Source organism: Rhodococcus sp. CX (assembly GCF_015865005.1).
GTDB lineage: Bacteria > Actinomycetota > Actinomycetes > Mycobacteriales > Mycobacteriaceae > Rhodococcus.
This window is the reverse complement of record NZ_JADZGH010000251.1, coordinates 79,813-102,978: the sequence shown is the minus strand read 5'-3', so window position 1 is coordinate 102,978 and position 23,166 is coordinate 79,813. Positions and strand designations below refer to the sequence as shown.

At 66.5% G+C, this 23,166-nt stretch carries 19 protein-coding genes; 5 read left to right on the top strand and 14 right to left on the bottom strand.

The features are described from left to right. On the bottom strand, window positions 1–175 hold a 175-nt coding region (locus tag I0Q12_RS34985), incomplete at its 3' end, for a hypothetical protein (RefSeq protein ID WP_307846566.1). A 216-nt stretch (window positions 176–391) separates the two neighbouring features. Here I0Q12_RS34985 and I0Q12_RS27305 point away from each other — a divergent pair. Then, window positions 392–2,224 (top strand): DUF4012 domain-containing protein, encoded by a 1,833-nt coding sequence (locus tag I0Q12_RS27305; RefSeq protein WP_197256521.1) that lies wholly within the window; start codon window positions 392–394, stop codon window positions 2,222–2,224. 118 nt (window positions 2,225–2,342) lie between these two features. On the opposite strand, the gene I0Q12_RS27300 is transcribed toward I0Q12_RS27305, so the two are convergent. From I0Q12_RS27300 to I0Q12_RS27260, 9 genes are read right to left on the bottom strand one after another with little or no spacing between them, the layout of a single operon-like run. Then, on the bottom strand, window positions 2,343–3,491 hold the full coding sequence (locus I0Q12_RS27300) for a polysaccharide pyruvyl transferase family protein (RefSeq protein ID WP_197256518.1): 1,149 nt from the start codon (window positions 3,489–3,491) through the stop codon (window positions 2,343–2,345). After that, window positions 3,488–4,543 (bottom strand): nitroreductase family protein, encoded by a 1,056-nt coding sequence (locus I0Q12_RS27295; protein ID WP_231611532.1) that lies wholly within the window; start codon window positions 4,541–4,543, stop codon window positions 3,488–3,490. The genes I0Q12_RS27300 and I0Q12_RS27295 overlap by 4 nt, the downstream gene beginning before the upstream one ends. 1 nt (window position 4,544) lies before the next feature. Continuing rightward, entirely contained in the window at window positions 4,545–5,927 is a 1,383-nt protein-coding gene (locus I0Q12_RS27290) for a flippase (RefSeq protein WP_197256513.1), read from the bottom strand. Window positions 5,928–5,942: 15 nt separating this feature from the next. After that, a complete protein-coding gene (locus I0Q12_RS27285; protein ID WP_231611549.1) occupies window positions 5,943–6,803 on the bottom strand; it encodes a glycosyltransferase in 861 nt (286 codons plus the stop codon). Window positions 6,804–6,805: 2 nt separating this feature from the next. After that, the gene (locus tag I0Q12_RS27280) at window positions 6,806–7,609 is read right to left on the bottom strand and encodes a WecB/TagA/CpsF family glycosyltransferase (protein WP_197256509.1); all 804 of its coding nucleotides are present in this window, start codon (window positions 7,607–7,609) and stop codon (window positions 6,806–6,808) included. Beyond that, entirely contained in the window at window positions 7,602–9,191 is a 1,590-nt protein-coding gene (locus I0Q12_RS27275) for a hypothetical protein (RefSeq protein ID WP_197256507.1), read from the bottom strand. Before I0Q12_RS27275 ends, I0Q12_RS27280 begins: the two co-directional genes overlap by 8 nt. Window positions 9,192–9,247: 56 nt before the next feature. Further along, entirely contained in the window at window positions 9,248–10,741 is a 1,494-nt protein-coding gene (locus I0Q12_RS27270) for a right-handed parallel beta-helix repeat-containing protein (RefSeq protein WP_197256505.1), read from the bottom strand. A 31-nt stretch (window positions 10,742–10,772) separates the two neighbouring features. After that, on the bottom strand, window positions 10,773–12,122 hold the full coding sequence (locus tag I0Q12_RS27265; RefSeq protein WP_197256503.1) for a UDP-glucose/GDP-mannose dehydrogenase family protein: 1,350 nt from the start codon (window positions 12,120–12,122) through the stop codon (window positions 10,773–10,775). Between the two features lie 47 nt (window positions 12,123–12,169). After that, entirely contained in the window at window positions 12,170–13,714 is a 1,545-nt protein-coding gene (locus I0Q12_RS27260) for a sugar transferase (protein WP_197256502.1), read from the bottom strand. Between the two features lie 795 nt (window positions 13,715–14,509). On the opposite strand from I0Q12_RS27260, the gene I0Q12_RS27255 reads away from it, so the two are divergent. Continuing rightward, the gene (locus tag I0Q12_RS27255; RefSeq protein ID WP_197256501.1) at window positions 14,510–15,478 is read left to right on the top strand and encodes a UTP--glucose-1-phosphate uridylyltransferase; all 969 of its coding nucleotides are present in this window, start codon (window positions 14,510–14,512) and stop codon (window positions 15,476–15,478) included. A 205-nt stretch (window positions 15,479–15,683) separates the two neighbouring features. Here I0Q12_RS27255 and I0Q12_RS27250 read toward each other — a convergent pair whose 3' ends face one another. Continuing rightward, window positions 15,684–15,860: a hypothetical protein gene (locus I0Q12_RS27250; protein ID WP_197256500.1), complete on the bottom strand. Its 177-nt coding sequence runs from the start codon at window positions 15,858–15,860 to the stop codon at window positions 15,684–15,686. A 382-nt stretch (window positions 15,861–16,242) separates the two neighbouring features. Between I0Q12_RS27250 and I0Q12_RS27245 the strand changes: the two genes are divergently transcribed. Then, window positions 16,243–17,175 (top strand): ScbA/BarX family gamma-butyrolactone biosynthesis protein, encoded by a 933-nt coding sequence (locus I0Q12_RS27245; RefSeq protein WP_197256499.1) that lies wholly within the window; start codon window positions 16,243–16,245, stop codon window positions 17,173–17,175. Between the two features lie 14 nt (window positions 17,176–17,189). On the opposite strand, the gene I0Q12_RS27240 is transcribed toward I0Q12_RS27245, so the two are convergent. Next, window positions 17,190–17,831 carry a ScbR family autoregulator-binding transcription factor gene (locus tag I0Q12_RS27240; protein ID WP_248674358.1) on the bottom strand — a complete coding sequence of 214 codons (642 nt, stop codon included), beginning with the start codon at window positions 17,829–17,831 and terminating at the stop codon, window positions 17,190–17,192. Window positions 17,832–17,867: 36 nt separating this feature from the next. On the opposite strand from I0Q12_RS27240, the gene I0Q12_RS27235 reads away from it, so the two are divergent. Continuing rightward, window positions 17,868–18,839, top strand: coding sequence for an NAD-dependent epimerase/dehydratase family protein (locus I0Q12_RS27235; protein WP_374068804.1), 972 nt, complete (start codon window positions 17,868–17,870; stop codon window positions 18,837–18,839). Between the two features lie 81 nt (window positions 18,840–18,920). On the opposite strand, the gene I0Q12_RS27230 is transcribed toward I0Q12_RS27235, so the two are convergent. Further along, complete coding sequence (locus I0Q12_RS27230; protein WP_197256496.1) at window positions 18,921–20,453, bottom strand: sugar transferase; 1,533 nt, start codon at window positions 20,451–20,453, stop codon at window positions 18,921–18,923. Between the two features lie 674 nt (window positions 20,454–21,127). Beyond that, entirely contained in the window at window positions 21,128–22,222 is a 1,095-nt protein-coding gene (locus I0Q12_RS27225) for a glycosyltransferase (protein ID WP_197256495.1), read from the bottom strand. Between the two features lie 192 nt (window positions 22,223–22,414). Here I0Q12_RS27225 and I0Q12_RS27220 point away from each other — a divergent pair. Then, a partial coding sequence (locus tag I0Q12_RS27220) for a serine aminopeptidase domain-containing protein (protein WP_197256494.1) occupies window positions 22,415–23,166 on the top strand: 752 nt, incomplete at its 3' end.

Sequence of the window (23,166 nt, the reverse complement as noted above, 5' to 3'; positions counted from 1 at the left end):
AGAGAAAGCCGGACTCGACGTCCCGCGCGGCCTGCTCACACGCCGCGCGGATCAGCCGTGTATCGAGATCGCCTCTCAGTTCGAGATATTGGGCGATGGTGTAGGGAATCTCCGGCTGCAGTTCCTGGGCGTACCAGAGACCGCGCTGGACCGAAGACAGCAGAATACGACGCACTGTCCTCCCCTCACATCGCCCGACAACGACAAACCACGGACGAGTGGAACCACGAAGAGACCTCCCCGACCGAGATCGCGACGAAGCCTCCCAACAACGTCGACGACCGATAGTTCGCAAGTGTACTTACCGTAGGCCGTCGACACCACTTGAACGACCGGCGATTCGAAACTCGGTTATGGTCTGCGACGAGGATTCTGAAGGGGTTGTGTTCGCATGAGCGATATTACCGATGGGTCACATTCACCCGGGCGACAACGGCGCAAGGTGAGACGCAAACGCACCGAGGAGGAGATCGCTCGATACCGCCGACGGCGTGCCACGGTCCGAATCTACTGCGGGGCAGCAGTCTGCATCGCGCTCGGCTCGACAGCATGGCTGGGATACGAGGCACTGCAGGCCAAATCGAGCCTGGAGCAGGCGCGAGATTTCGCTGTCCGGTCCAAAGATGCTCTTCTGTCCGGTGATTCGGAAACAGCGATTCTTGCAGCGGAGGACGCGAACCGGTACGCACAGCGCGCCCGGGATGCCACGCATTCGCCACCGTGGCGGATCGCCGCCACCGTGCCGTGGCTCGGAAGTCCGCTTTCGGCGACCGCGCAGATGTCGGAAGTGGTGACAGGCCTCACATCCGAGGTATTGCGACCGGTCGTCGACGCGGGAGCAGCCGTCTCCCCCGATCGCCTCTTTCTGGACGGCGCCCGAATCGATTTCACCGCTCTCGGGGCTGCCGCGCCGATCCTGGCATCGACCTCCGAGGCGATGACGAACCTAGATGTCCAGGCCCGGAGCGTCGACGGCACCTACGTGGGGGCGGTCGACCGCGCCCGCATCCAGCTGCAGGAACAGACCGCGGAACTGCGTGGCCTTCTGGAGAACACGGCAATCGCGGCACGGATCGCACCGGCGATGCTCGGCGTCGAGGGACCTCGCAGCTATTTCCTCGGTTTTCAGACCAATGTCGAAGCGCGCGGGTCGGGCGGCCTGCTGGGAGGATTCGCGATCGTCCGCGCCGAGGACGGCCGTGTCCGCGTCGACGACGTGGCGAGCAACCGCGAGCTTCGCCGGGACTATGCACCGATCGACCTCGGCCCGGACTTCACCCGGCTCTACGGTCAGAGCCGGCCGACGCAGGACTTCCGAAACAGCAACGTCAGCTCGCATTTTCCCTACTCAGCCCGGATCTGGCAGTCGATCTGGCAGCAGGAATCGGGAGAGCTCGTCGACGGAGTGATCGCGACCGACCCCGTCGCCTTGAGTTACGTCCTCGAGGTCGTCGGCGCCGTCACGATGCCGGACGGCGAGAAGATCACCGCCGAAAACGTCGTCGAACTCACCGGATCCACCGCATACGCGCGATTCGGCGATGATCAGAAGGCCCGCAAGGAGTACCTCGAGACCGTCGCCGGGAAGGTCGTCCGGAAACTCACCGGTGACATCGCCCGCCCGCGCGCACTGCTCCAGGCTCTCGGTCGCGCAGCCGGTGAAGGCAGACTCGCCGTATGGAGTTCACACGGTGCGGAACAGGACGTACTGGCGGCCACAGCACTCGGACACACCGTGCCCGACGATCCGGCGCCGTATGCCGGCGTCGTGGTGAACAACCTGGGTGGCAACAAGCTCGACTACTACCTGGAACGGGAGATCTACTACACCGCCGGCACCTGTGACGGGAAGACCCGCACGTCGACGGTCACCGTTCGGCTGACGAACGCTCTGCCGGCCGGCGAGTACACCACCTATGTGGCAGGGATGTTCGACAATCCGATCGGCGCACCTGTCGGTACCAACCTGACCGATCTGTCGTTGCTGGCGACCCACGGTGCCCGGCTGAACAGGGTCACCGTCGACGGCAGGCCGACGTTCGCTTTCACCGGAAGCGAACTGGGACATCCCGTTTTCGGCGTCCAGGTTCCCGTCCTGCAGGGCGCGACGTCCGAGGTCGTCTACGAGCTGACCGAACCGGCCGTTGCGGGCGAGGCGAGAGTCCCCGTGCAGCCCCTCGTCGACGATCCGGCCGTGACCGTGTCGGTACCGGACTGCGGGTAGGAGCCGGCGCGATCCGAGTGTGCCCCGGCCTCGGCAAGAGACGGGGCACACTCGGCGCGCCCGGCCGGGTGCGTCCACGGCCGGTCGCAGAGCGCGGACGGTCTGCCCTCCGCCGCACTCAGAGTTCGATGCGCTTTTCGATATCGTCCCACATCTGTTCGGTCTCCGCCTTTTTCACGATTGCGAGCTCCGACACAGATTCCCTGATGCGCTGGATCTCCCCGAGCCGCCGGCTCAGGAAGGTGTCGACCGAGTTCGGGTTCTCGTACGGGTCCATCACCAGCCCGGAGACATCGTATTCCTCCGAGAGCCACTTGTACTTGTGGCTCCACCCGTGGACGAGCCCGGGAACTCCTTGGCTCAAAGCACTGACGAGGGCGTGAAATCGCCCGGAGACGATGAACGGCGCTTGCCCCAGAAGCCATTTCGACTGCCGGCCGTCCAGGCCCTCGATCACCGGCATCCCTCCGCACGTCCCGGCAAGCGTGTGCAGAAGGTCGGCGTCGCCGCCGCCCTCGTGGCACAGCCCGTACACCTCGTAGTCGTGCGCACGAAGCACCCGGACGATCTCCTGGAGATTGCGCATGTAGTCGTCCTTCGAGCCACCGCGCGCAGCCGCCCGTTTCGCGATGTTCCAGTTGGGAACGATCGGCACCATCCCGCGTAGATGCGAGAGACCACGCGGCTCCTCCGGCGCGAGCGCGGTCGTGAAGTCCGTTGCCACCGCGATCTTCTCGTAGGCAGACCGGGATCGAGCGGCTCCCTTCAGGAACCGGGCGGAGTCCGGGTCCCGCGCATAGACGAGCTCGCAGGAATCCAACAGGTCGGCGACGGGCTCGGTCACCTGCTCGAGCGGGCCGAACGCCTGCGGCAGCAGTACGACCGGGACACCTCGGTCGGACCATCGGATCAGATCGTCGGCCCGGCGCCGCAGATCGAGGTGGGCCCACTCGTCGCTGAACACGAAACCGGACACGTCGAAGACCGCGTCGATTTCCGACCCGACTACGAACGGCATCCGGTGCCGCAGTCCGCTCAGTCGTTCGGGGTTTCCTCCCCACACGCGGATTCGCAGCTTGGGGAACTCGAGCAGTGAATCGAGCCCCACCCATCGCTTCGCACGTTCGGATCCGGTCTGCATCGCGATGACGGGCTGGGCGCCCCACCTCGACCGAATTTGCTCGGCGGCGGCGCAGAGCATCAGGTAGGCACCCTGATTGGTGAAATTGCCGCCCGTGATCAGGATGTTCTTGCGTCGCTTGCTCATCGCGGATCTCCTTCGACGTTGCCCACGTACTGTCGGATCGAGTCCAGGTCCCGCTTACCGGAACCGGGCACAACGGTGTTCGGGAGGACGTGGCCGTAGGCGATCAGCATCACGGTCCGCTCGTAGCGCTGCAGACCCAGGATCTGTGCGATGCGCGCGTCCGCATCCGCCGAGTCCGGCCAGTTGATGCAGCAGGTCGAGACACCCTGCGCCTGCATCGCCATGAGGAAGCCCATGGACGCCAGCGCGGAGTCCACGTAGATCAGGTGACGATCCCGGGTGTGCGCGTACGCCGACAGGTCACCGACCACGACCACCAGCCCGACGAGATTCTGCGCGTATCCGGCTGTACCGCCGGGAATCTCCGCGATCCTGCGGACCGTGTCGCGGTCGTCCACCACGACGAATCGGTAGGGCAGGCGGTTGCACGCGGACGGCGCCTGCATGCCCAGGGTGATCGCCCGATCGACGAGGGAACGATCCACGGTCTTCGAGTCGAACCATCGCACCGACTGGCGGGCATGTGCGAGCGAGAGCAGTTCGTCGTAGGTCGGCAGCCGCTCGGAGCCTGCGCGTTCGGCATCCAGGACCGGCACGGGGCCGGCGTAGTTCCGGGAGCGCGGGCCCACGTTCAGTTGCTTGTACGTCTCGCGTGCGCGGCGGATCTCGGGTGACGGGCTCTCCTCCGTCGCGGCGAAGTACGCGTCGAGCGTGTCTGCCACCCACGCGCAGGTCACGGTGTCGAGCAGATCGGCCGCCGTGCACGCTTCCACCGCGGCGACGAGATCCTCGATGTATCCGGCCGCGAAGGTCTCCCGCCGCGGAATCATCGAGATGCCCTTCTCGAGCATGTGAATGTGCCGTCGCACGTAGTAGACCTCGCGACCGGAGCGACGTGCGCTGTGGTGCTTGCGCATCCCGGCGTAGACCGCCACGATCTCGCGCGCGAAGGCACGTCGTCCGAAGAAGTCCGCCAGTGCCACCGCGAGAAAGAAGCGCTGGGCAACGGTACGCCGGAGCGAGCGGAACACGGTCACCGATCGATCGAACATTTCAAGACTCCACTCTCTGCGAACCGGCACGGGCGAGGACGCGGCTGACCGGTGCCATCCAGGCGCGGGACATCTGGACCGCCACCGGCCAGGTCGATCGGGACAGGAAGGTGAACAGGTACACGGACATCACGTAGGACGCGGTACTCGCCCAGGCAGCACCGACGGCCCCCCACTTCGGAACGAGCAGCAGGCACAACGCGACGGTCGCCACCGCACCGAGCCAGTGCCTCCCCACCGAGATCCAGAGGTTCCCCTCCGCGATGATCCACTTACTCAGCACCGAGGACATGAACATGAATGGCACAGCCAGCGCCTGGATCCTCAGCAATGCCGCCGCATCCTCGTACTCGGCGCCGAACGCGGTCACGACGACGACGTCCGCGAGGACGTACAGGAGCACGGCGATGGCGATGCCCGCCCACAGCGCGCCGTCGAACGAGCGCTGCAGCCTGTCCCGGTATGCGGAACCGCCACCACTGTCACGATCCTTCCGGCGCGCTTCGAGCAGGGCCGGGAAGGTCGCGGTCATATAGGCCATGGGCAGGGCCAGGCACACGTCCATCACACGCTGCGACACCGCGAACATCGCCACACCGGTCGCGCCGACGAGGATCTGGACGACGATCAGGGACGCCCGCAGGTTCACCTGCTGGGCGATACCGGAGATCAGCAGCGGAGAGGACCGCTTCCACAGGTCCACCACGTCGCGGGCACCGGGCACTGCGAACGCTCGCCCGCTGGTCACATCCCGGCGATAGCAGACCAGAACGGCGACGCTGCCGGCGAACAGTTCGGCCACGTACAGTGCCACGATCACGGTGACACCGGATCCGAGCCACAGCGCAGTACATTTCGCGGCGAAGAAGACTGCTGCCACGATGATCTTGGCGAGGGCCGGTTTCCGTGCGTTCAGCCGGGCCTGGTACCAGAGTTCGGGCGCATCGAGCACACGACCGAACACCGCCACCGCCGCCAGCGCGACGAGAAGGAACTCGTCGACACTCGTTGCGGTGCTGCCCATGAAGCCCAGCAGGGCAACGAAATAGAACGCCACCGTGGCCTCGCGCACGATGATGATCGAGCACGTGACGGTTCCGGGCTCCCGGCTTTCGCTGTACCTCTTGATCGCCAGGCCGTACAGGCCCGCGAGTCCGATCGCGATGCCGAGACCGGCCAGGGACATGGCGTAGCTGTAGACGCCGAAGTCCTCGACCGGCAGTGTCCGGGCCAGGATCACACTCAGCAATCCGACGAACAGCAGGTTGCACACCTGCTGCAACGAGGCCCAGATTCCGTTGGAGGCAGCGCCGTCCCGCAAGCGATCACGGATTCTGCGCATCTTCGTGGCGGGGTTCGCTGCCTCCGCGTCGACGGTGTTCATCTCGTCGGATGCCGTTCAGCGCACACCGGACAGACCCACGATCACGGCTGCGCCGTGCGGCGCGCCGGATCGTGCGATCACGGACAGGCTGCGGCCCACACCGCGGAGTGATCGTTCGGCCAGCGCAGCACGCAGTACGTGGGTGCACGCGAAGTCGGCCCGGGCACGACCGGACATTCCGGGACCGTGCACGTCGAGCCAGCGGAGCGAGGCACGGTGGTCGGCCTTCTTCGAGATCGACCCGCGACTGTCCTGCTGGACATGGACGAGTGCTTCCGGTACCCAGACGAATTCGCATCCGGGTATCTGCATCGCGCGGGCGATGTAGTCCCAGTCCTGATGCTTGGGCAGCGAGTCGTCCCATCGCACGCGCTCGTGCAGTTCCCGGGAGATCAGCAGACCGCTCGTCTGGAGCGCGTGGGTGCCGAACCGAAGGCGAGGCCGGCTCACCAGATACGACGCGACGTCACCTCGCCCCTCGTACGGGCGCGACGGAATTTCGGTGACCGAACCGGCACGGTGGAAATACATACCGGTGGCGACGAGTACGCGGCCTCCGGCGGCGCGGCTCCGTGCTGCCGTCAACTGCTTCTCGATCTTCTCCGGCTCCCACCAGTCATCGTCGTCCAGGTAGGCGATGTACTCGCCCCGAGAGGCATCGGCGCCGAGATTGCGCGCGGCCGATCCGCCGATGCGCCCGGGAGTTCCGATCACCGTGACACCCCTGGCGCCGACCCGTTCCGTGACGGTGTCCAACGCCGACGGGTCGTCGACGACCACCGTGACGGTGACGGGCGCGGTCTGCGCGAGAGCGCTCTCCACGGCGCGGACGACGGACTCCCGGCCGATGGTCGGTATCACCACCGAGACAGGCATGTTCACGACTTCTCCTTCTCTCCTCCGGCCACGCGATGCCGTTCGCCCGTCGCGAGCACGTTCACGACGAGGACCATCAGAAGCACGGGTTCGACGAGATAGCGGAACGCGAGGCGTCGCGGTGATCGCGCGAGCCGGTACAGCCATTCCACTCCGCAGCGTCCCGTCCAGCGCGGCGCGAGATCCTGTGCCCCGGAGAGGTAGTCGATGCATCCGCCGACGTTCGCGACGACCTTGCCGGCGAACTCGTCGTTTCCGATGTTCTCGGCGATCCAGTACTCCTGGGTGGGCATGCCGCGGCCCACCAGCACGACGTCGGCCTTGCGGACCGCCTCCTGCCAGGTCAGTCCCGTCGCCATCGAGCTCTGCGGCTCGAGCCGGTATCCGTCGAATCCCATCCACACCACGTTCGGGTGGTTCGCTTCGACCCGTTCGGCGGCGAACCGGGCGGATTCCGGTGATGCACCGATCGACACGATGGTGCGGCGCTCCCCCGACTCCAGCAGGACGTCGAGCCAGTCGGAGCTGCCGACGCGGCGGTCACCCCCGAGCTTCCGTCGTGAGGCGATCCGTGCCAGCTGCAGGATCGGCCAGCCGTCCACCAGGAAGACGCCGGCCTTCCGATACGCCTCGCGGAACCGAGAGTCCTTGAGATGCAGATACAGCGCATGGAGGTTGTAGTTGGCGATCCACAGCGGCTCACCCGTCCGGCTCGCCGATCCGATCAGATCCGCGACCTCGGCGGCGTTCATCGGATGCAGTCTGATCCCGAGCAGATCGATACGAACTTCCGGTGAATCAGTCATTGTTCGTCCCCGTTTCGGTCGTGCGACGGTCGTGGTGGGTGTCCGCGGATGCCGCGCCGTCGCCGGGACGGGCGGCGTCCGCTGTCATGAACAGCGCGGCGGCGACGACGACGAGCCCCGCGGTCTGAGGTCCGAAGAGCGCCTCGGCGAACATCGCCGCGCTCGTCCATGCCGAGAGCAGCACCGCCGAACGCTTGCCCAGGTACTTGCACAGACTCGCCACTGTCGCGCCGAACAGCGCGATCCCGAGGATCCCGGTCTGGTAAGCGAGTACGCCCCAACTGCTTTCGCCACCGGTGAGGATCCACCTGGAGACCGGTGCGCCGGCGATCCGCGCGAAGTTCCCCCCGTTACCGACACCCGCGCCGGCGAATTCGGTCAGCGCGTGCTTCATGCCCGCGACGAATCCGGCGAGGTGGTAGGTGGTGCTGTCGCCACCGATGATGCCGAGCGGGTCGGCGAAGACGGACAACGCCTTACCGGGTCCCTTCGCCGCGGCGACGTAGGCCAGGACGAGGAGCACGGAGATCGACCATCCGGCGAGCAGACCGCCCCACACGCGCTTGGACCGCGCGTACGCGATGCCGCTGATCGATGCGATCAGGAGCATGAGGAACCCGCTCTTGGCCCCGCTCGAAATCAGGACCCACACGCACAGGGCGATGCACACGTACATGCCGGCTCGTACGGACCGGGGTCCCTGGATCGCGACGAGCGTGGCGATGATGACGACCGCGGCCGCGATGTATCCGGCATTCGTCGGCTCGACGACGAACCCGCCGGTGCGTTCGAACTGCAGGCCGAGGAACGACGTCACCGACGACAGCGAGTTGAGTGCGCCGTTCTTGTCCACGTTGACGATCGACCGCCAGACGGTCGATCCGACGAGGGTCTCCGCGAGCGTTCCGATCGCCAGCACCGCGGTGCTGTACCGAACGACGGCACCGAGCAGAGCGGATCGGCGTTCGTCGCTCCACTGCGCGGTCATCGCCACGATCAGCAGCACCGTGGCGAGCGGAATGAGAAAGTTCCGCAGATACGGCAGGGTGGCACCCCCGAGGGACGTCACGTGCGCGACCACCACCAGCGCGAAGAGGGCGTACCAGATCACGGGCCGCCGGTAGGTCTTCAGGTTCGTCATCGCGGTGGGGAACATCAGCGCGATGGCAGTGACGATCGCGACCGTCTTGCTCTCGCTGATATAGACCGGCACGAGATCGATGTGTCCGGGCACGAACATGCCGACCGCGAAGTTCTGGAAGAACGCGAGTGCGAGCCAGAAGACGACGAACAGCTCCGCCCCGACAGCCATCGTCAGCACGGTCGCCACGACGACGCAGCCCACCGCGAGGCCCATCAGTGCCGTCGGGCGGAACTGGCCGACGAAGGACAGGGGCACCGCGTAGACGGCAAAGGCCGCCAGCGTCACGAACAGCAGATAGGCGGGGTTCGTCGGCACGCCGGCGTCGGCCGCGCCGCCGACACGCGCACGATGGAGCGACACGAATGGGGCCGCGGCCTCGCGTGAGCGCGGGGCCGCACCGCGCCGGAGGTCGTCGCGACGACCGATCGTCGTGGTCATTGCGGCTGCCTTCCGTTCGTCGCTGTCGTTCCGGATCCGGTCCATGTCGCCGCCACTCACGAACCGACGCCGATGTGGAGCTGCATCTCGTCCGGCCCGGTGTTCGTGAGCACCACGGTCAGCTCGGCACCGGCGGCGTCGGTCCGGAACGCCACAGCGATGGCGCCGGCACGGTCGCCGAAGCAGTCACCGACCGTGTTCTCCACACCGTCCGTGATGACGACCGCATCGCTCTTCTCCCGCGCGACGAGCACAACGGCCGTTGCGGCACCCCGGGATCCATCCTGCGGATTTCGCGCCAGCAAGGACACCGAGTGCACGCGACCCATGGCGAACTTCTCCAACGGGAGGTTCGCGAACGTCTCCGCCGCTTCCTGTCCCGCGGCCAGAGTCACCTTGCGCGGGCCGGAACCGGCACCGCTCACGAATCCGGCGCGTGTCGACTTCCCGAGGTTCGCCGCCAGTTGCACACCGGAGCCGGAGGCCTGCGTGCCGTCGCCGCCCGGACCGGTGTGACCGGTCAGGTCGTTGCCGACGACGATGCCGGTCGATTCCGGATCCGCGACGAGGCACGCAGCGGGAGAGTCGTATCCCTGGCCGTCGTCGTTCGGGCCCGAGTGCGTCACGTTGCCCAGAACCAATGTTGCAGTGCCGCCGGTGGAGTGGATGTGCGTATCGTCGCCGGCGATCCCCTCCGAGCGTGCGCCGTTGCGCCGCAGAACGTTCGCGGTCACGACCGTCCGCTCGCAGCCGGACAGCCGGATCCCGGATCGGCCGTTCCGATCGATGTTGTTGCCGGACAGAATGTTGTGCTTCGCACCTTCCGCGTGGATGCCGTAGCCCAGATTCCACTCCACCTTGTTCTGCGTGACGATGTTGTCGTTCGCTCCCGGCGGCAGGTGGATTCCGCCGGTGCCGTTCACGTTGACGTAGTTGAGCGAGACGATCGAATCGACGCACCTGGCGATCCCGTATTCCGCGTTGTCGTGGACGTTGCAGCACTCGATCCGGTTGACCCCGGAATAGCCGCAGTCGATCCCGGTACGGCAGTGCAGGATGTTGACGTCGCGGACGAGGTTCCTGCCCTCCAGCACGACGCCCTCGTGCCGGGCTTCGTGCTCGGTCCCGCGGACCGCGAGGGACAGCAGGCCGGCACCCTCCCGGAGCCGCACCACGGGATCGGTGCGTCCGTCCCCGGTGGCGATGAGACGGGTTCCCTCCTGCGGCACCCCGGTGTAGGCAAACGACCAGCTTCCGGCAAGTTGCCGTCCGGCAGGCACCACGACGGTCCCCGCCACCCGGAACCGCCCCGCGGGAAGGACCAGCGAACTCGTCGAGCGCAGCGCCTCGTTGATGGCATCGGTGTCGTCGGTCTCTCCGTCCCCGGCGATACCGAGCTCGGCGATGTCGTCCGGTTCGACCGGTAGCGGACGCACGACGGCGGCGTCATCGTCCCGGAATGTACGAGAGCATGTCGGGACAGTCGCGATCGCGGCAACAGCAGCGGTCAGCGCTGTACCGGAGATGGCCTGCCGACGGCTCAGACGCACGGGACTTCCTTCCTTCGGATCGCGGTGACGGTCAGCCGACGACGGCTTCCGAGACGGCCCGGCCGAGTCCGCGGTACTGCCAGCCCGCACGACGCCACCTGTCGACGTCGAGGCAGTTGCGGCCGTCCAGAACGACCTTTCGGCGCACCACGGACGCGACCACGTCGGGGTTCAGCTCACGGAACTCCCTCCACTCCGTGAGAACCAGCACCACGTCCGCGCCGGCACACGCCTCCATGGTGCTCGTCGCGTAGTTCAGGGTCGGGAACAGGCGTCGCGAGTTGTCCATCGCCTGCGGGTCGAACACGGTGACGGCAGCGCCCTGCAGCTGGATCTGCCCGGCGACATTGAGGGCGGGCGAATCCCGTACGTCGTCGGAATCCGGCTTGAACGCGGCGCCAAGCACCGAGATCCGTGCGCCGAGCAGCGAGCCTCCCGCCGCTTCCCGGGCGAGTTCCACCATGCGACCGCGGCGTCGCATGTTGATGTTGTCGACCTCGCGCAGGAACGTGAGGGCCTGGTCGGCTCCGAGCTCACCGGCTCGGGCCATGAAGGCTCGGATGTCCTTCGGGAGACATCCTCCACCGAAACCGATTCCCGCATTGAGGAATCGGCGCCCGATCCGGGCATCGTGCCCGATCGCGTCGGCGAGGACGGTGACGTCGGCACCGGACGCCTCGCACACCTCCGCCATCGCGTTGATGAACGAGATCTTGGTCGCCAGAAACGCATTCGCCGACGTCTTGACCAGCTCTGCCGTCGCCAGGTCGGTCACGATGAACGGGATGTCCTCGTCCAGGAGCTGCGCGTACACCTCCTTGGCGACCTCGAGTGCCCTCCCGGGACGCACAGCGCCGACGCCCAGGACCACGCGGTCCGGATGCAGAGTGTCCTGTACCGCATAGCCTTCCCGCAGGAACTCCGGGTTCCATGCGAGATCGACATCGTCGCCGGCCGGAGCGAGCTGACGTGCCCGCGCTCGCAGTCGTTCGGCGGTGCCGACCGGGACCGTGGACTTCCCGAAGATGACGGCCGGCTCGGTGAGCAACGGCGCCAGCTGTTCGATCACCGAATCGACATAGGTCAGATCGGCCGCGAATTCCCCCTTCTTCTGGGGTGTTCCGACACCGATGAAGTGCACGTCGGCGAACTCCGCGGCCTCGGCGTACGACGAGGTGAACCGAAGCCGCCCGGCCGCGATGTTGCGCGCGAGGACCTCCTCGAGGCCGGGTTCGAAGAACGGAACCTGACCGGCTTCGAGCTTCGCGAGCTTACCGGCGTCGACGTCGACACCCAGTACCTGGTGGCCCAATTCGGCCATGCACGCGGCGTGAGTGGCACCCAGATAGCCGGTTCCGAACACGGCGATACGACAAGTCATGGCAGATACCCGACTCTTTCTGTTTCGTTCTCGAGGGATGCGGTGGGCTAGTACGCGCCGTCGCTCGCGACGACCGCCTTGACGGTCCGCGCGATGATCAGGACATCGCTCACCATCGACCAGTTCTCGACGTAGGACAGATCCAGACGCACGGACTCGTCCCACGACAGGTCGGAGCGTCCGCTGACCTGCCACAACCCGGTGACACCCGGCCGCACGAGAAGCCGGCGCTGGACGCGACCGTCGTAGTTCTCGACCTCTCGCCGCAAGGGCGGACGCGGACCCACGACACTCATCTCGCGTCGAACGACATTGATGAACTGCGGCAGCTCGTCGATGCTGTAGCGCCGGAGGAATTTTCCGACCCGGGTGACCCGCGGGTCCTCACGCATCTTGAACAGCAGGCCCGCGCCCTCGTTGTTCTTCATCAACGCCGCGACTTGCCGGTCGGCTCCGGTCACCATCGACCGGAACTTGATCATTCCGAACGGTTTTCCGTCGAGCCCGATCCGCTCCGAGCGATAGAAGACCGGTCCCTTGCTGTCCAGCTTCACGGCCAGCGCGACGAGCGCGAACACCGGGGCCAGCACGAGCAACGCGGTCGACGCGAAGACCAGATCGAACGCGCGCTTGCCGCTGCGCTTCGCACCGTGGTAGCTGGGCTTCTCCACGTGGATGAGCGGTAGTCCGGCGACCGGGCGCATCTCCAGCCGAGGCGCCGAGACATCCACGACTCCGGTGGCGACCACCAGGTCGGCGTCGTGCGGATCCATCTCCCACAGCAGGTCGCGGATGCCGTCGGGGCCCAGTGTCTCGGTCGCGGCGACCGCGACGGTGTCGGAACCGGACGCTCGGAGCGCGTCCACGATCGAGTGCTCGTCCCCATAGACGGGAATTCGCTTGCCCGCGACCTCCATGTGATCGCCGGCGATTCCCGAGTACCGGGGAACGCAGACACCGGCGACGTGGTACCCGTCCGTCGAGTTGCGTTCGAACGTCTCGACCATCAACCGCACCGAACGCGCGCCGCCCACGACGAGGACCGAGGTCCGGAACTCACCCCGATTGCGCTTGGCGGCGACCACCTTCCGCCACAACCAACGTCCGACGAGAAGCCCGGCGAGGCCGGTCGGGAACGCGATCGCCAGATAGCCACGAGCGAGCTCGAGCCGGAACACGAGCGCGATGATGGCCACCAGCCCGAACATCCGGAACGTGGCCGAGAGAATCCGCTGGTATTCGTCGTATCCGGAACCGATCACCCGACGCGAGCGGGTCCGGAACGCAGCGAGGAACGCGAGCCACAGCGCTGCGAGGCAGATCGAGATGACGACGTAATTCCATTCGGCTGCAGTCGCATTCACGAGCATGTCGCCCTGACCGAAACGAACGACGTGCGCCAGCGTGACCGCCAGCACGACGACGAGGCTGTCGGTGACGATCAGCCTTCGTACATAGATCCGCTGCCAGGCCCGTCGCGTGCTCGCGCCGGCGGCGTGAGTCGGCGGCTGCGCCACGCCACGAGGGCCCGACCGGACAGGCTCGAGAGCCAGTCCGGTCCGCCCTTCGGGCGGTTGTTCTACCACTGTCATTGATTTGTGTCCTCCCCGTACCGGTAAGCCGTCGCCGGTTGGGCACGAGCCCACGCAACTCGCGCGACCGCCGGACTCCGCGCAACTGTTCCTCCCCAGGAATTGCACGAAATCGACGACCGGCACCAGTTGCCTTACGCAGGTAGTGAGTCTCAACTATTTGCGTGCAGATTGCATCCCCTTGCGACACGACCGGCGTTTCACGTTTTGTTGCGCAGCAGATTCCAATTTGCGAGTCGGTGGCGGTGTGGGGCTGTCGGCCCTGGTCAGCCGACGACGGACGGTTGCGCAGTTCGCTTACCGACCAGTAGTTTTCGTCGGCGGAGTATATCGACTATGGGATAGATCACACGGGAGGAGTGGATTTCGAACGGCATTTCTCGATTTGGACATTCGACCAGTTCAACTGCACTCTCCGCGGCGCGACCGAAAATCGTCCCGCCGGGCCGGACATTCATGGACGACGGCGGCGCCGGCAGAAGACCCTGTCGAAGGGACCGGAGGTCGGCTACTCCACCGGACCGGGATCGGGTGATCCGCTCGCACGAGTGATGAATGTGACTGTCGGACAGAAGCCGTCGACGTCCGACCCCGACACGCGGAGGTCGCGCGACCGCCCCGGACTCTCTATACTCCGATTCGACTCCATGCCTCCCTACGATCGCCGGTTCGATCGTCGCTTCTGCCGGAGTTTTCCAATCACCGCACGAGGACGTGCACTTCGTGCTCGGCGCAGCGCGCCGGGCATCGGGCGTTCGTCGCTCGTTCCTGCGAGTTCAGTTATGAGGTAATGCCATGGGGAGTAACCACACCCACGTCCACAACACCTTCAGGACCGCCGTCGTCCCCGCCGCCGGGATGGGCACTCGTTTCCTGCCCGCCACCAAGACGGTGCCGAAAGAGCTGCTGCCCGTGGTGGATACACCTGGAATCGAGCTCGTCGCGTCCGAGGCAGCAGGATCCGGCGCGAGCCGGCTCGTCATCGTCACCGCTCCCGGCAAGGACGGTGTGGTGTCCCACTTCGTCGACGATCTCGCACTCGAGAGCAGACTGGAGGAGAGCGGAAAGTCACATCTTCTCGAAAAAGTCCGGCGTGCACCGAATCTCATCGATGTGGAGCCGGTGGTCCAGGAACGCCCCCTCGGACTCGGACACGCCGTCGGCTGCGCCGAACAGGCCCTCGACGACGACGAGGATGCCATTGCCGTCCTGCTGCCCGACGATCTGGTGCAGCCCTGCGGAATTCTCGATCTGATGTCCCGGGTGCGGGCGGAACGCGGAGGTAGCGTGCTGTGTGCGATCGACGTTCCGAAGAGTCAGGTCGGTTCGTACGGAGTGTTCCACGTCGAAGAGGTTCCGGGCGTGGCCGAACCGGATGTTCTGCGGGTGCTCGGAATGGTGGAGAAGCCCGCGCTTGCCGACGCTCCGTCCACTCTCGCTGCGGCCGGCCGGTATCTGCTGGACCGCGCCGTCTTCGATGCTCTTCGCCGCATCGAACCCGGCGCGGGTGGTGAACTCCAGCTCACCGACGCCATCGCCCTGCTCATCGACGAGGGGCACCCCGTCCACGTCGTCGTCCATCGCGGGACACGGCACGACCTCGGTAATCCGGGCGGATACCTGCGGGCGTCCGTCGACTCGGCGTTGGTCAACCCCGACTACGGTCCGGGGCTTCGCCGGTGGCTCGCCGAGCGTCTCGGGCTCGAGGATTCCACCGGCCGGGTCCGGACCCGAGGGTCGGGTCTTCCACGTGCACGCACGTGAAGGGAGGCCCGCAGCACGTTCTACGGACCTGTTCGTGACACCGACGGGCACCTCCGGTCGGAGTCCGCTAAACTGTCGGACGTCGCCGCAAGGTGACGGGTGCGTCTCCGTATGTCCTCCCCGACAACATGGAGTTACTGCACAGCCCCGCCCGGCTCCTCCCCTTTTGCCGGCGGGGCTTTCCCGTCTTCCGGCACCGCCGTGCTCACACGACGCCGAGCGCACTCAGCACGAATGCAACCACCCAGTCGAAGATCTCCTGGGGCCCAATGACACTCGATCCGGTGGACGGCACCCGAGGAGACTCCTCGGCCGCATGAGCGGGAGCCGCCGCCGCGGCGACAGCCGCGAGGACGACCGCGGAGACGACCGCAGTTCTCATTCGACCAGATGTCACTTCGACCTCCGTTGCATTCACTTTCGTTGTCGCCGGGGCCCGTTCACCAGCCCCGGTCTGTGACGACCGGGGTTACCCCTCGCAAGCCCGGTCGGCACAGCCCGGGAGCGGCGAGACCGACTCGGCCGGATCGTTGATCGATCCGGCCGAGGGATCCCGCCACCCTGTCCCCGACTGGGACTACCGTAGCACAAAACCGGTCAAACGGTTTTTTACCATCATGTGACATTTTTTTCGGCATCTTTCGGGCTTTTCGGACACCGCAAGCGTCGGCGAGCCGTAACGCCCCTGTTCGGCGGGCTGTTCTATAGTCGCCGCCGAGCGGCTTCGAAGATCCGTTCACAGGACAACAAGGGAGGCCCAGACGATGGCCGGGGGTACGCATGCGGGCGAGGCACGTCCCGTTCTGGGATTCGAGTCGACTGTGCCGCGCCGCTTCGTGCACCGCCGGTCGGTCGCGGAAGTCTTCCTCACCGACTGCGTAGCCACGGACACGGTCGATCACTTCACCCTCGGTGCGCAATGGCCCCGATCGCACAGCTTCTATCGGTCGCACAACGGTCGCTACGACACGATGCTGATGGTCGAAACCCTGCGCCAAGCGACGATCTACCTGGCGCACACCAGGTATCGAGTGCCCCTCGGGCACCCGTTCGTGATGCACACCCTGCGCGTGGACGCCACACCACACGCTCTGTCGATCGACGACCGGCCGGCCGAAGTGACGATCGAGGCGCAGGTCGGCGACCACTTCTACCGGGGCAACATGCTCGCGCGCTTCTCGGTCACCTACGTCTGCCGCATCGGCGACACCGAAATCGGGCGCGGTTTCGGCACCGCGAGTGTATTCACTCCCGCTGCGTACGCCCAACTTCGTTGGGGTGGTTCGGGTCCCCGAGCAATCGGCACGCCGGTCCGTCCCGAGCCGATGTCCGGCAAGATGGTCGGGCAGTTCCGTTCGGAGGACGTGGTCCTCGGAACGGAGCACGGCCCGAACCGGTGGACACTGCGCGTGGACGACGAGCATCCCATCCTCTTCGACCACCCGAGCGACCACGTTCCGGGCATGCTCGTTCTCGAAGCTTTCCGGCAGGGGGCTCGCGCGGCGCTCGCCCTGCCGCACGCGGACATCGAGTCCGTCGAGGTCACGTACCACCGATTCGCCGAGAACGACGCGAACGCCACGGTGTCCGCCGAGCCCGATCCGGATGACCCTTACACAGTTCGTATTTCGGTCGAGCAGTGGGGACAGCACATCGCCAGCGGCCGGGTGCGCCTCCTATCGGACGGTTTCCGGTGACGGCACGATCGTCGTCACGACGCGGCTGCGGACCACCGTGCGTTGCGGATGGTTGCGATCTTCCAGTGCCTGTCGGCCGGCATGAGGCCCGGCAGCATCAGCGACCACATCTCGTCCAGTCGCTGCTCGAGGTCCTCCCGCCCGGTCAGGACGTTCGAGACCAGCTGCACTCCGGTGAACGCACCGATTCCGAAACGTGCGAGAACGTCGGGCTCGATGGTGTCGAGAAGGTCACCTTCGGCGCGGGCTCGGTCGGAAAGTCCCTCGTACGCTCTGATCCAACCGAGATACGGCTCTGCCGGTCCGGCGACCGCACTCAGTTCCAGGGTCAGCCGGATACCGGCTCGCACGATGGGGTCGTGCACCATCTGATGCCCGAATTCGTAGCTGAGCATGACCATCTGCTCGAGGGCGGAACTGCCGGTGGCAGCGATCGCGTCGACGGAGGCGATGGAGATGCGGTGCTGTTCTCCGATGATGGCCTGCGCCAATTCTTCTTTCGACTTGAAGTGGAAGTAGAGGGCGCCCTTGGTGGTGCCGGCGATCTCGACGATTGTGCCCAGCGTCGATCCTTCGAAGCCTTTCTGTTCGAAAGCCTTTGCCGCACCCATCAGGATCTGTTGTCTGGTTGCCTTCGCCCGAGCCTGCCTGACCACGTTCGCTCTGCCCCTAACCGACAAGTGAGATGAATAGTGACGGAATTTGCTGACAACCCCGCTTCCGACCGGTCACAGAACACCATAGCCCGATCCGACCCCCCCGGATCGGTACCGCCTGCGCCGCGAATCGTACTCTTCGGCGCGACCGGATTCATCGGGAGCGCAGTACTCGAGGCCCTGACCAGTGCGGGGGCAGACTTTACCGCAGTGGCACGGCGGCCGGACGCGGTTGCCGAGTCGGCTCCGCGTGTCGTCGCGGCGGATCTCACCGATCCGGCGAGCCTGCCGGGCGCGTTGACCGGCGCGGATGTGGTCGTGCACGCCGTCTCCTACACCGGTGGCGACCCCGAACAGGCCGACGCGGTCAACCGGATCGGAACCGAGCACCTGGTCGCCGCCGCCCGCGAGCGCCGCGTGCCGCTGATCTACGTCAGCACGGTCGGCGTGTACGGATCCGGACCGCACCGCGGGATCGTCGAGGGCACTCTGGACCCGAACCCGGTATCCGTTCTCAGTATCAGCCGGCTCGCTGCCGAGAAGGCCGTGCTCGACTACGGGGGGACGGTGGTCCGGGTCGGTTTCGTGTACGGACCCGGCGACCGCTGGTTCGCCCCCGGCCTGGCGTACATCCTCGCCCGTCTCGGTGCGTGGGTCGACGAGGGCCGGTCGGTGCTCTCGCTCATCGGCGTCGGCGACCTCGGCCGACTGCTCGCGGCACTCGCGCGGCAGGTACCGCCGCTCCGGCTCGGCGGCACCGTGCTGCACGCGGCGTATCCCGAGCCGCGGCCGGTGCGGGAGATCGCGGCCGAACTCGCGGCCGGCGGCGCGTTCCCCCTACCGGAGGCGAGCCTGACTTTCGACGAGGCCGTCGCACGCGCACCCGAACTCGGGCTGTCCGAACGCAACATCGATCTGGCCGGGCACGACCACCACTACGACTCGACTCGTATCTGGGAGACGACCGGGCTCCCCGTTCCGGACGAACGTCCCCGGCTGAGCTTCTGACGGACGCCGCCACTCCCGCCCCGTGCGCGATTTTGGTAGCGGCCGCTACCGAAATCGCGCACGGGAGGGGCTGCGCGCCGGTCAGTACGCGCCGTCGCTCGCGAGAACCGCCTTGACGGTCTTCCCCACGATCAGCAGATCCTGCACCATCGACCAGTTCGACACGTAGAACAGATCGAGCCGGATCCGGTCGGTCTCGGACAGGTCGGATCGTCCCGAGACCTGCCACAACCCGGTGATGCCGGGGCGGACGAGCATCCGGCGTTCGACGAAGCCTGGCACGTCACCGCCCTCGCCGGGTGTCAGTGGGCGGGGACCGACCATGCTCATCTCGCGCCGGAGGACGTTGAACAGCTGCGGCAGCTCGTCGAGGCTGGTACGGCGGATGAAGCGTCCGACACGGGTGATCCGGGGATCGGCCGAGGACTTGAAGAAGGTCGCGTCGTCCTGGCCGACGTCCGCGCGGATCTCGTCCTGCAGCCGGTCCGCGCCGACCACCATCGAACGGAACTTCCACATCCCGAACATCTCTCCGTTCAGGCCCACCCGCTGCTGACGGTAGAAGACGGGACCGCAGTCGCCGAGTTTGATCGCCACCGCCACGGCCAGCATGACCGGTGAGAACACGAGGAGCGCGATCGTCGCGGACACGAGGTCGAACACCGTCTTCGCAGCCCGGTTGGAACCACGGAACTGCGGTTCCTCGACGTGCATCAGGGGAAGACCACCGACAGGCTTGATCGCCAGACGCGGCGCGGCGACGTCCATCACCGCCGGCGCGACCGCAAGGTCGACGCCGTAGGGCTCGAGTTCCCACGCGAGGTCGCCGAGATCGGCGCTGCCCCACTGGCCGCTCGCCGCGACCGCGACGGTGTCCGCGCCGGTGAGTTTGACCGCGCGGAGCACTTCGGTTTCGTCGCCGAGCAGCGGGATCTCGCGGCCCCCGATGGTGACCGTCTGGCCGTGCTCTCCGGAGTAGCCGGGAGTGCACACACCGACGACGCGGTAGCCGGCGTCGGCGTCACGGTCGAAGGACTCCACCATGGCCTGCGCGGCACGCTCGCAACCGACCACCAGGACCGAACTCTGGAACCGGCCGCGCTCGCGCAGCCGCTCGAGGTGCTGCCGCCACCACCAACGGGAGGCCAGCAGTCCGAACAGGCCCACAGGCAGGGCGACCGCGAGATAGGCACGTACCAGGTCGAGTTCGACGAGAAGCGCGAGGATTGCGAGACCACCGAAGAACTGCATCGTGGCGTAGGTGACGAGTCGGTACTCCTCGAGGCCACTACCGGTCACGTTCTGGTCGCGGGTGCGGTGGAACGACAGGGCGAGAAGCCAGATCGCTGCAACCGCGACGGACAGGATGGTCTCGTCGAGGACTTCGGACGCCGTGAACGACGTCCGAAAATCCGAGTTCCCGCATCGAATCCATTGCGCCAGTGCGACCACCGCGATGACGACGCCGACGTCGGACAGTCGCAGCCATCTCGCGTAGGCCACCTTCCACTGGCGCCGGTTGCTTCGCCAGCCGGGGTCCGATGCCTCCGCGGTCGGTCGGATCGCGATCGGATCCGTCAGTTCACCGGGACCGGCGTCATTCGTAACGTCCATCTTCGGTTATTCCCCCACGCACTCCCCTTCAGGCCCCCGACGCGATCGAACAGAACAGTTGCCGCACCCCTCGGTGCGGCGGGCGGTAGCTCTTCCGAGCCACCGCGGCACGAATGCTTGCATGCTTAGGTGCACGAAAAACCGTACAGTGCAGGAGATCACACGCTCTCGCTGCCGATCACCCCGGTTTTCACCCCCTATTCCCGCGCAGGACGCCCATCCGCTCCCCACGCGCCCCGGGTGAATTCACCCTCGAATCACCCTTGACACCCCGCATTTTCGACCGCCGATTCGAACGAGGACACGCCGGAGCAGACGTCGAACTACGACGCGATAGAGAATCGAGATCCTTCGGTACCGGGCGTCGGAGATGCGGAACGACCGGGAGAAAACTAGGTGTGGTGTCGAAATTCCTTGCTCGCCAAGGGTACCGGGATCATCCGAGCGCGAGCATCAACACTCGAACCGGACGCTCCCGATACCCCGGCTGCCATCCCCCAGACCCATCGGCGTGCGTGCGATCCACCAGAAGAGGAGAACCTGCACAAATCCGCACCCCCGGACTCACCCCATCACCAATGGGACGAAGCTACCCCACCAACTGTGTGCAATCAAGGTGCAAAAACATCGGCAATCGTGACCCACGTCACCGATGATTCGGCGGGTGTTCGTCGTCAGTTTCCGACCCATGCAACGATTTCGGCACGGAACCGTTCCGACGAGAGGTCCGCGGTCGAACCTGCCGACGGGCGCGGAACCCGATCGATCTCCAGAATGCAGTCGGCAACCGCCTCCCAGCGGTCCTCGCGGAAGCACAGGCCGTCGACTCCCTCGGTCAACCACTCCGACGCACCCCCGAGGCTGTTCACGATCACCCGGGCGCCGGCGGCGCGGGCCTCGACCGGCATGATCCCGAAGTCTTCGATCGCCGGGAAGACGTACACGAGCGCCCGTTGATACAGGGTGTACAGCAACGCATCCGACGGACGGCGCAGCACCCGTACCGAAACCCGCGCCGATTCGGCGAGCTCGCGCAGCCGTGCTTCCTCCGGCCCCGATCCGGCGATCACCGCGGGCAGCCCGGCCCGCTCCGCGGCACGGATCACCCAATCCAGTCGCTTGTACGGAACGAACCGGGACGCTCCGAGGACGAACGAGTCCGGCAAGCTCGCCACCAGCGCCGATTCCTCGTCGTCGAGTTCCGTACGCCAATCCGCGACGGCGGTGATCCGCCGCGTGTCCACCGGCGGGAACACGACCCGCGCGTCCACGTCCCACGCCTTCTCGATCCGGCGGCGCACGAAGTCGCTGTTCGCCGCGAAACGCGCACCCTCACGGGCACGGCGTCGATCGATCCCACGGAGGACCGGCGATGCCAGCCGCGCCGCGGGCGACGTGCCACGTTCGTCGAGTTCCGGGGTCCACAGGTAGCGCGCCGGCGTGTGAACGTAGACGTACTTGCGGAATTCGGCGGGCGGCGTGCGGAACGAGACGTGGTGCGCGAAACAGTGCGAGCTGACCAGGGCGAAGTCGTAGTCGCCCGGACGGCCGCGCCACACGAACGGCATGGCCGGCAGCGCCAGGGCCTTGCTCCGCCGCAGCGGGGTGCGCGCGAGCGCGCTCTCGACGACGGTGCGGCCCGGGTATCGGTCGGCGTTGTCCCACAGGCACAGCACGTCCGCGTCGGGGAAGCAGCGAACGAACTCGTCCAGAACCTTCTCCGAACCGCCGTCGCGCTCGATCCATTCGTGCACCAGAACTCCAGGCATGGCAAATCCCTTCGGGGCCGACGACGCGGCCACGGCCGGTTACCTTAGGCCGAGACAACCCCGATCCGGTAACGCCGGAGGTCCCGGGCCCGATCGAATACATCGTGAGATCAACAGGATTCGCCCCGACGCCGCGATCGGGCATGGAGATTTCACCCCTGGAATCACCCTCGGAGGACTTGGAGAATCACCATGGGCGTGCAATATCCGACCTGGTTCGGTCCGGACGATCTGCCTCTGCTGGGGACCGTCCACGTTCCGGACTCGGGCCGTGCACGTGCCGCGGTGGTGCTGTGCCCACCGCTCGGGAAGGAACACGTCGACACCTACCGCGGCATCAAGGCCCTCGCCGAGTCCCTCGCCGACCGCGGTCTGCTCGCGGTACGGTTCGACTACGCCGGAGCCGGTGACTCGGCGGGTGCACAGGACGACCCGGACGCGGTCACGGGGTGGCTGCGCAGTGTCGTCGAAGCGGTCGGGTCGGCCCGTGCCACCGGTGCCTCGTCGATATGCCTCGTCGGGTTGCGGTCCGGGGCGTTGATCGCCGCCGCGGCAGCTGCGACGGAGGCGATCGACTCGATGGTGCTGTGGGACCCGATCCTGTCCGGCCGCAGCTACCTGCGTGAGCAGCGCGCCCAGTACACGTTGAGCATCGGCGCGGACGATCCGTCCGATCCGCGGGTGTCGATCCTCGGTGGTGTTCTCGACCCGGGCGCCGTGTCCGCGCTCGGCGCACTGAAGATCGACCCGGCGCGCCTCGCCGGCGTCCGCACGCTGCTGGCGGTCCGTACCGCCGTGGCCGACACCCCGGCCGTGCGCACGCTCGCCGGCGCCCTCGACGGTGACGAGATCACCCTCGTCGACCACGAGGCGTTCACCACCCCGGCCAGCTTCCATGTCGCCCTGCCCACCGGACACATCCGTGAGATCGCGGACTGGATCGC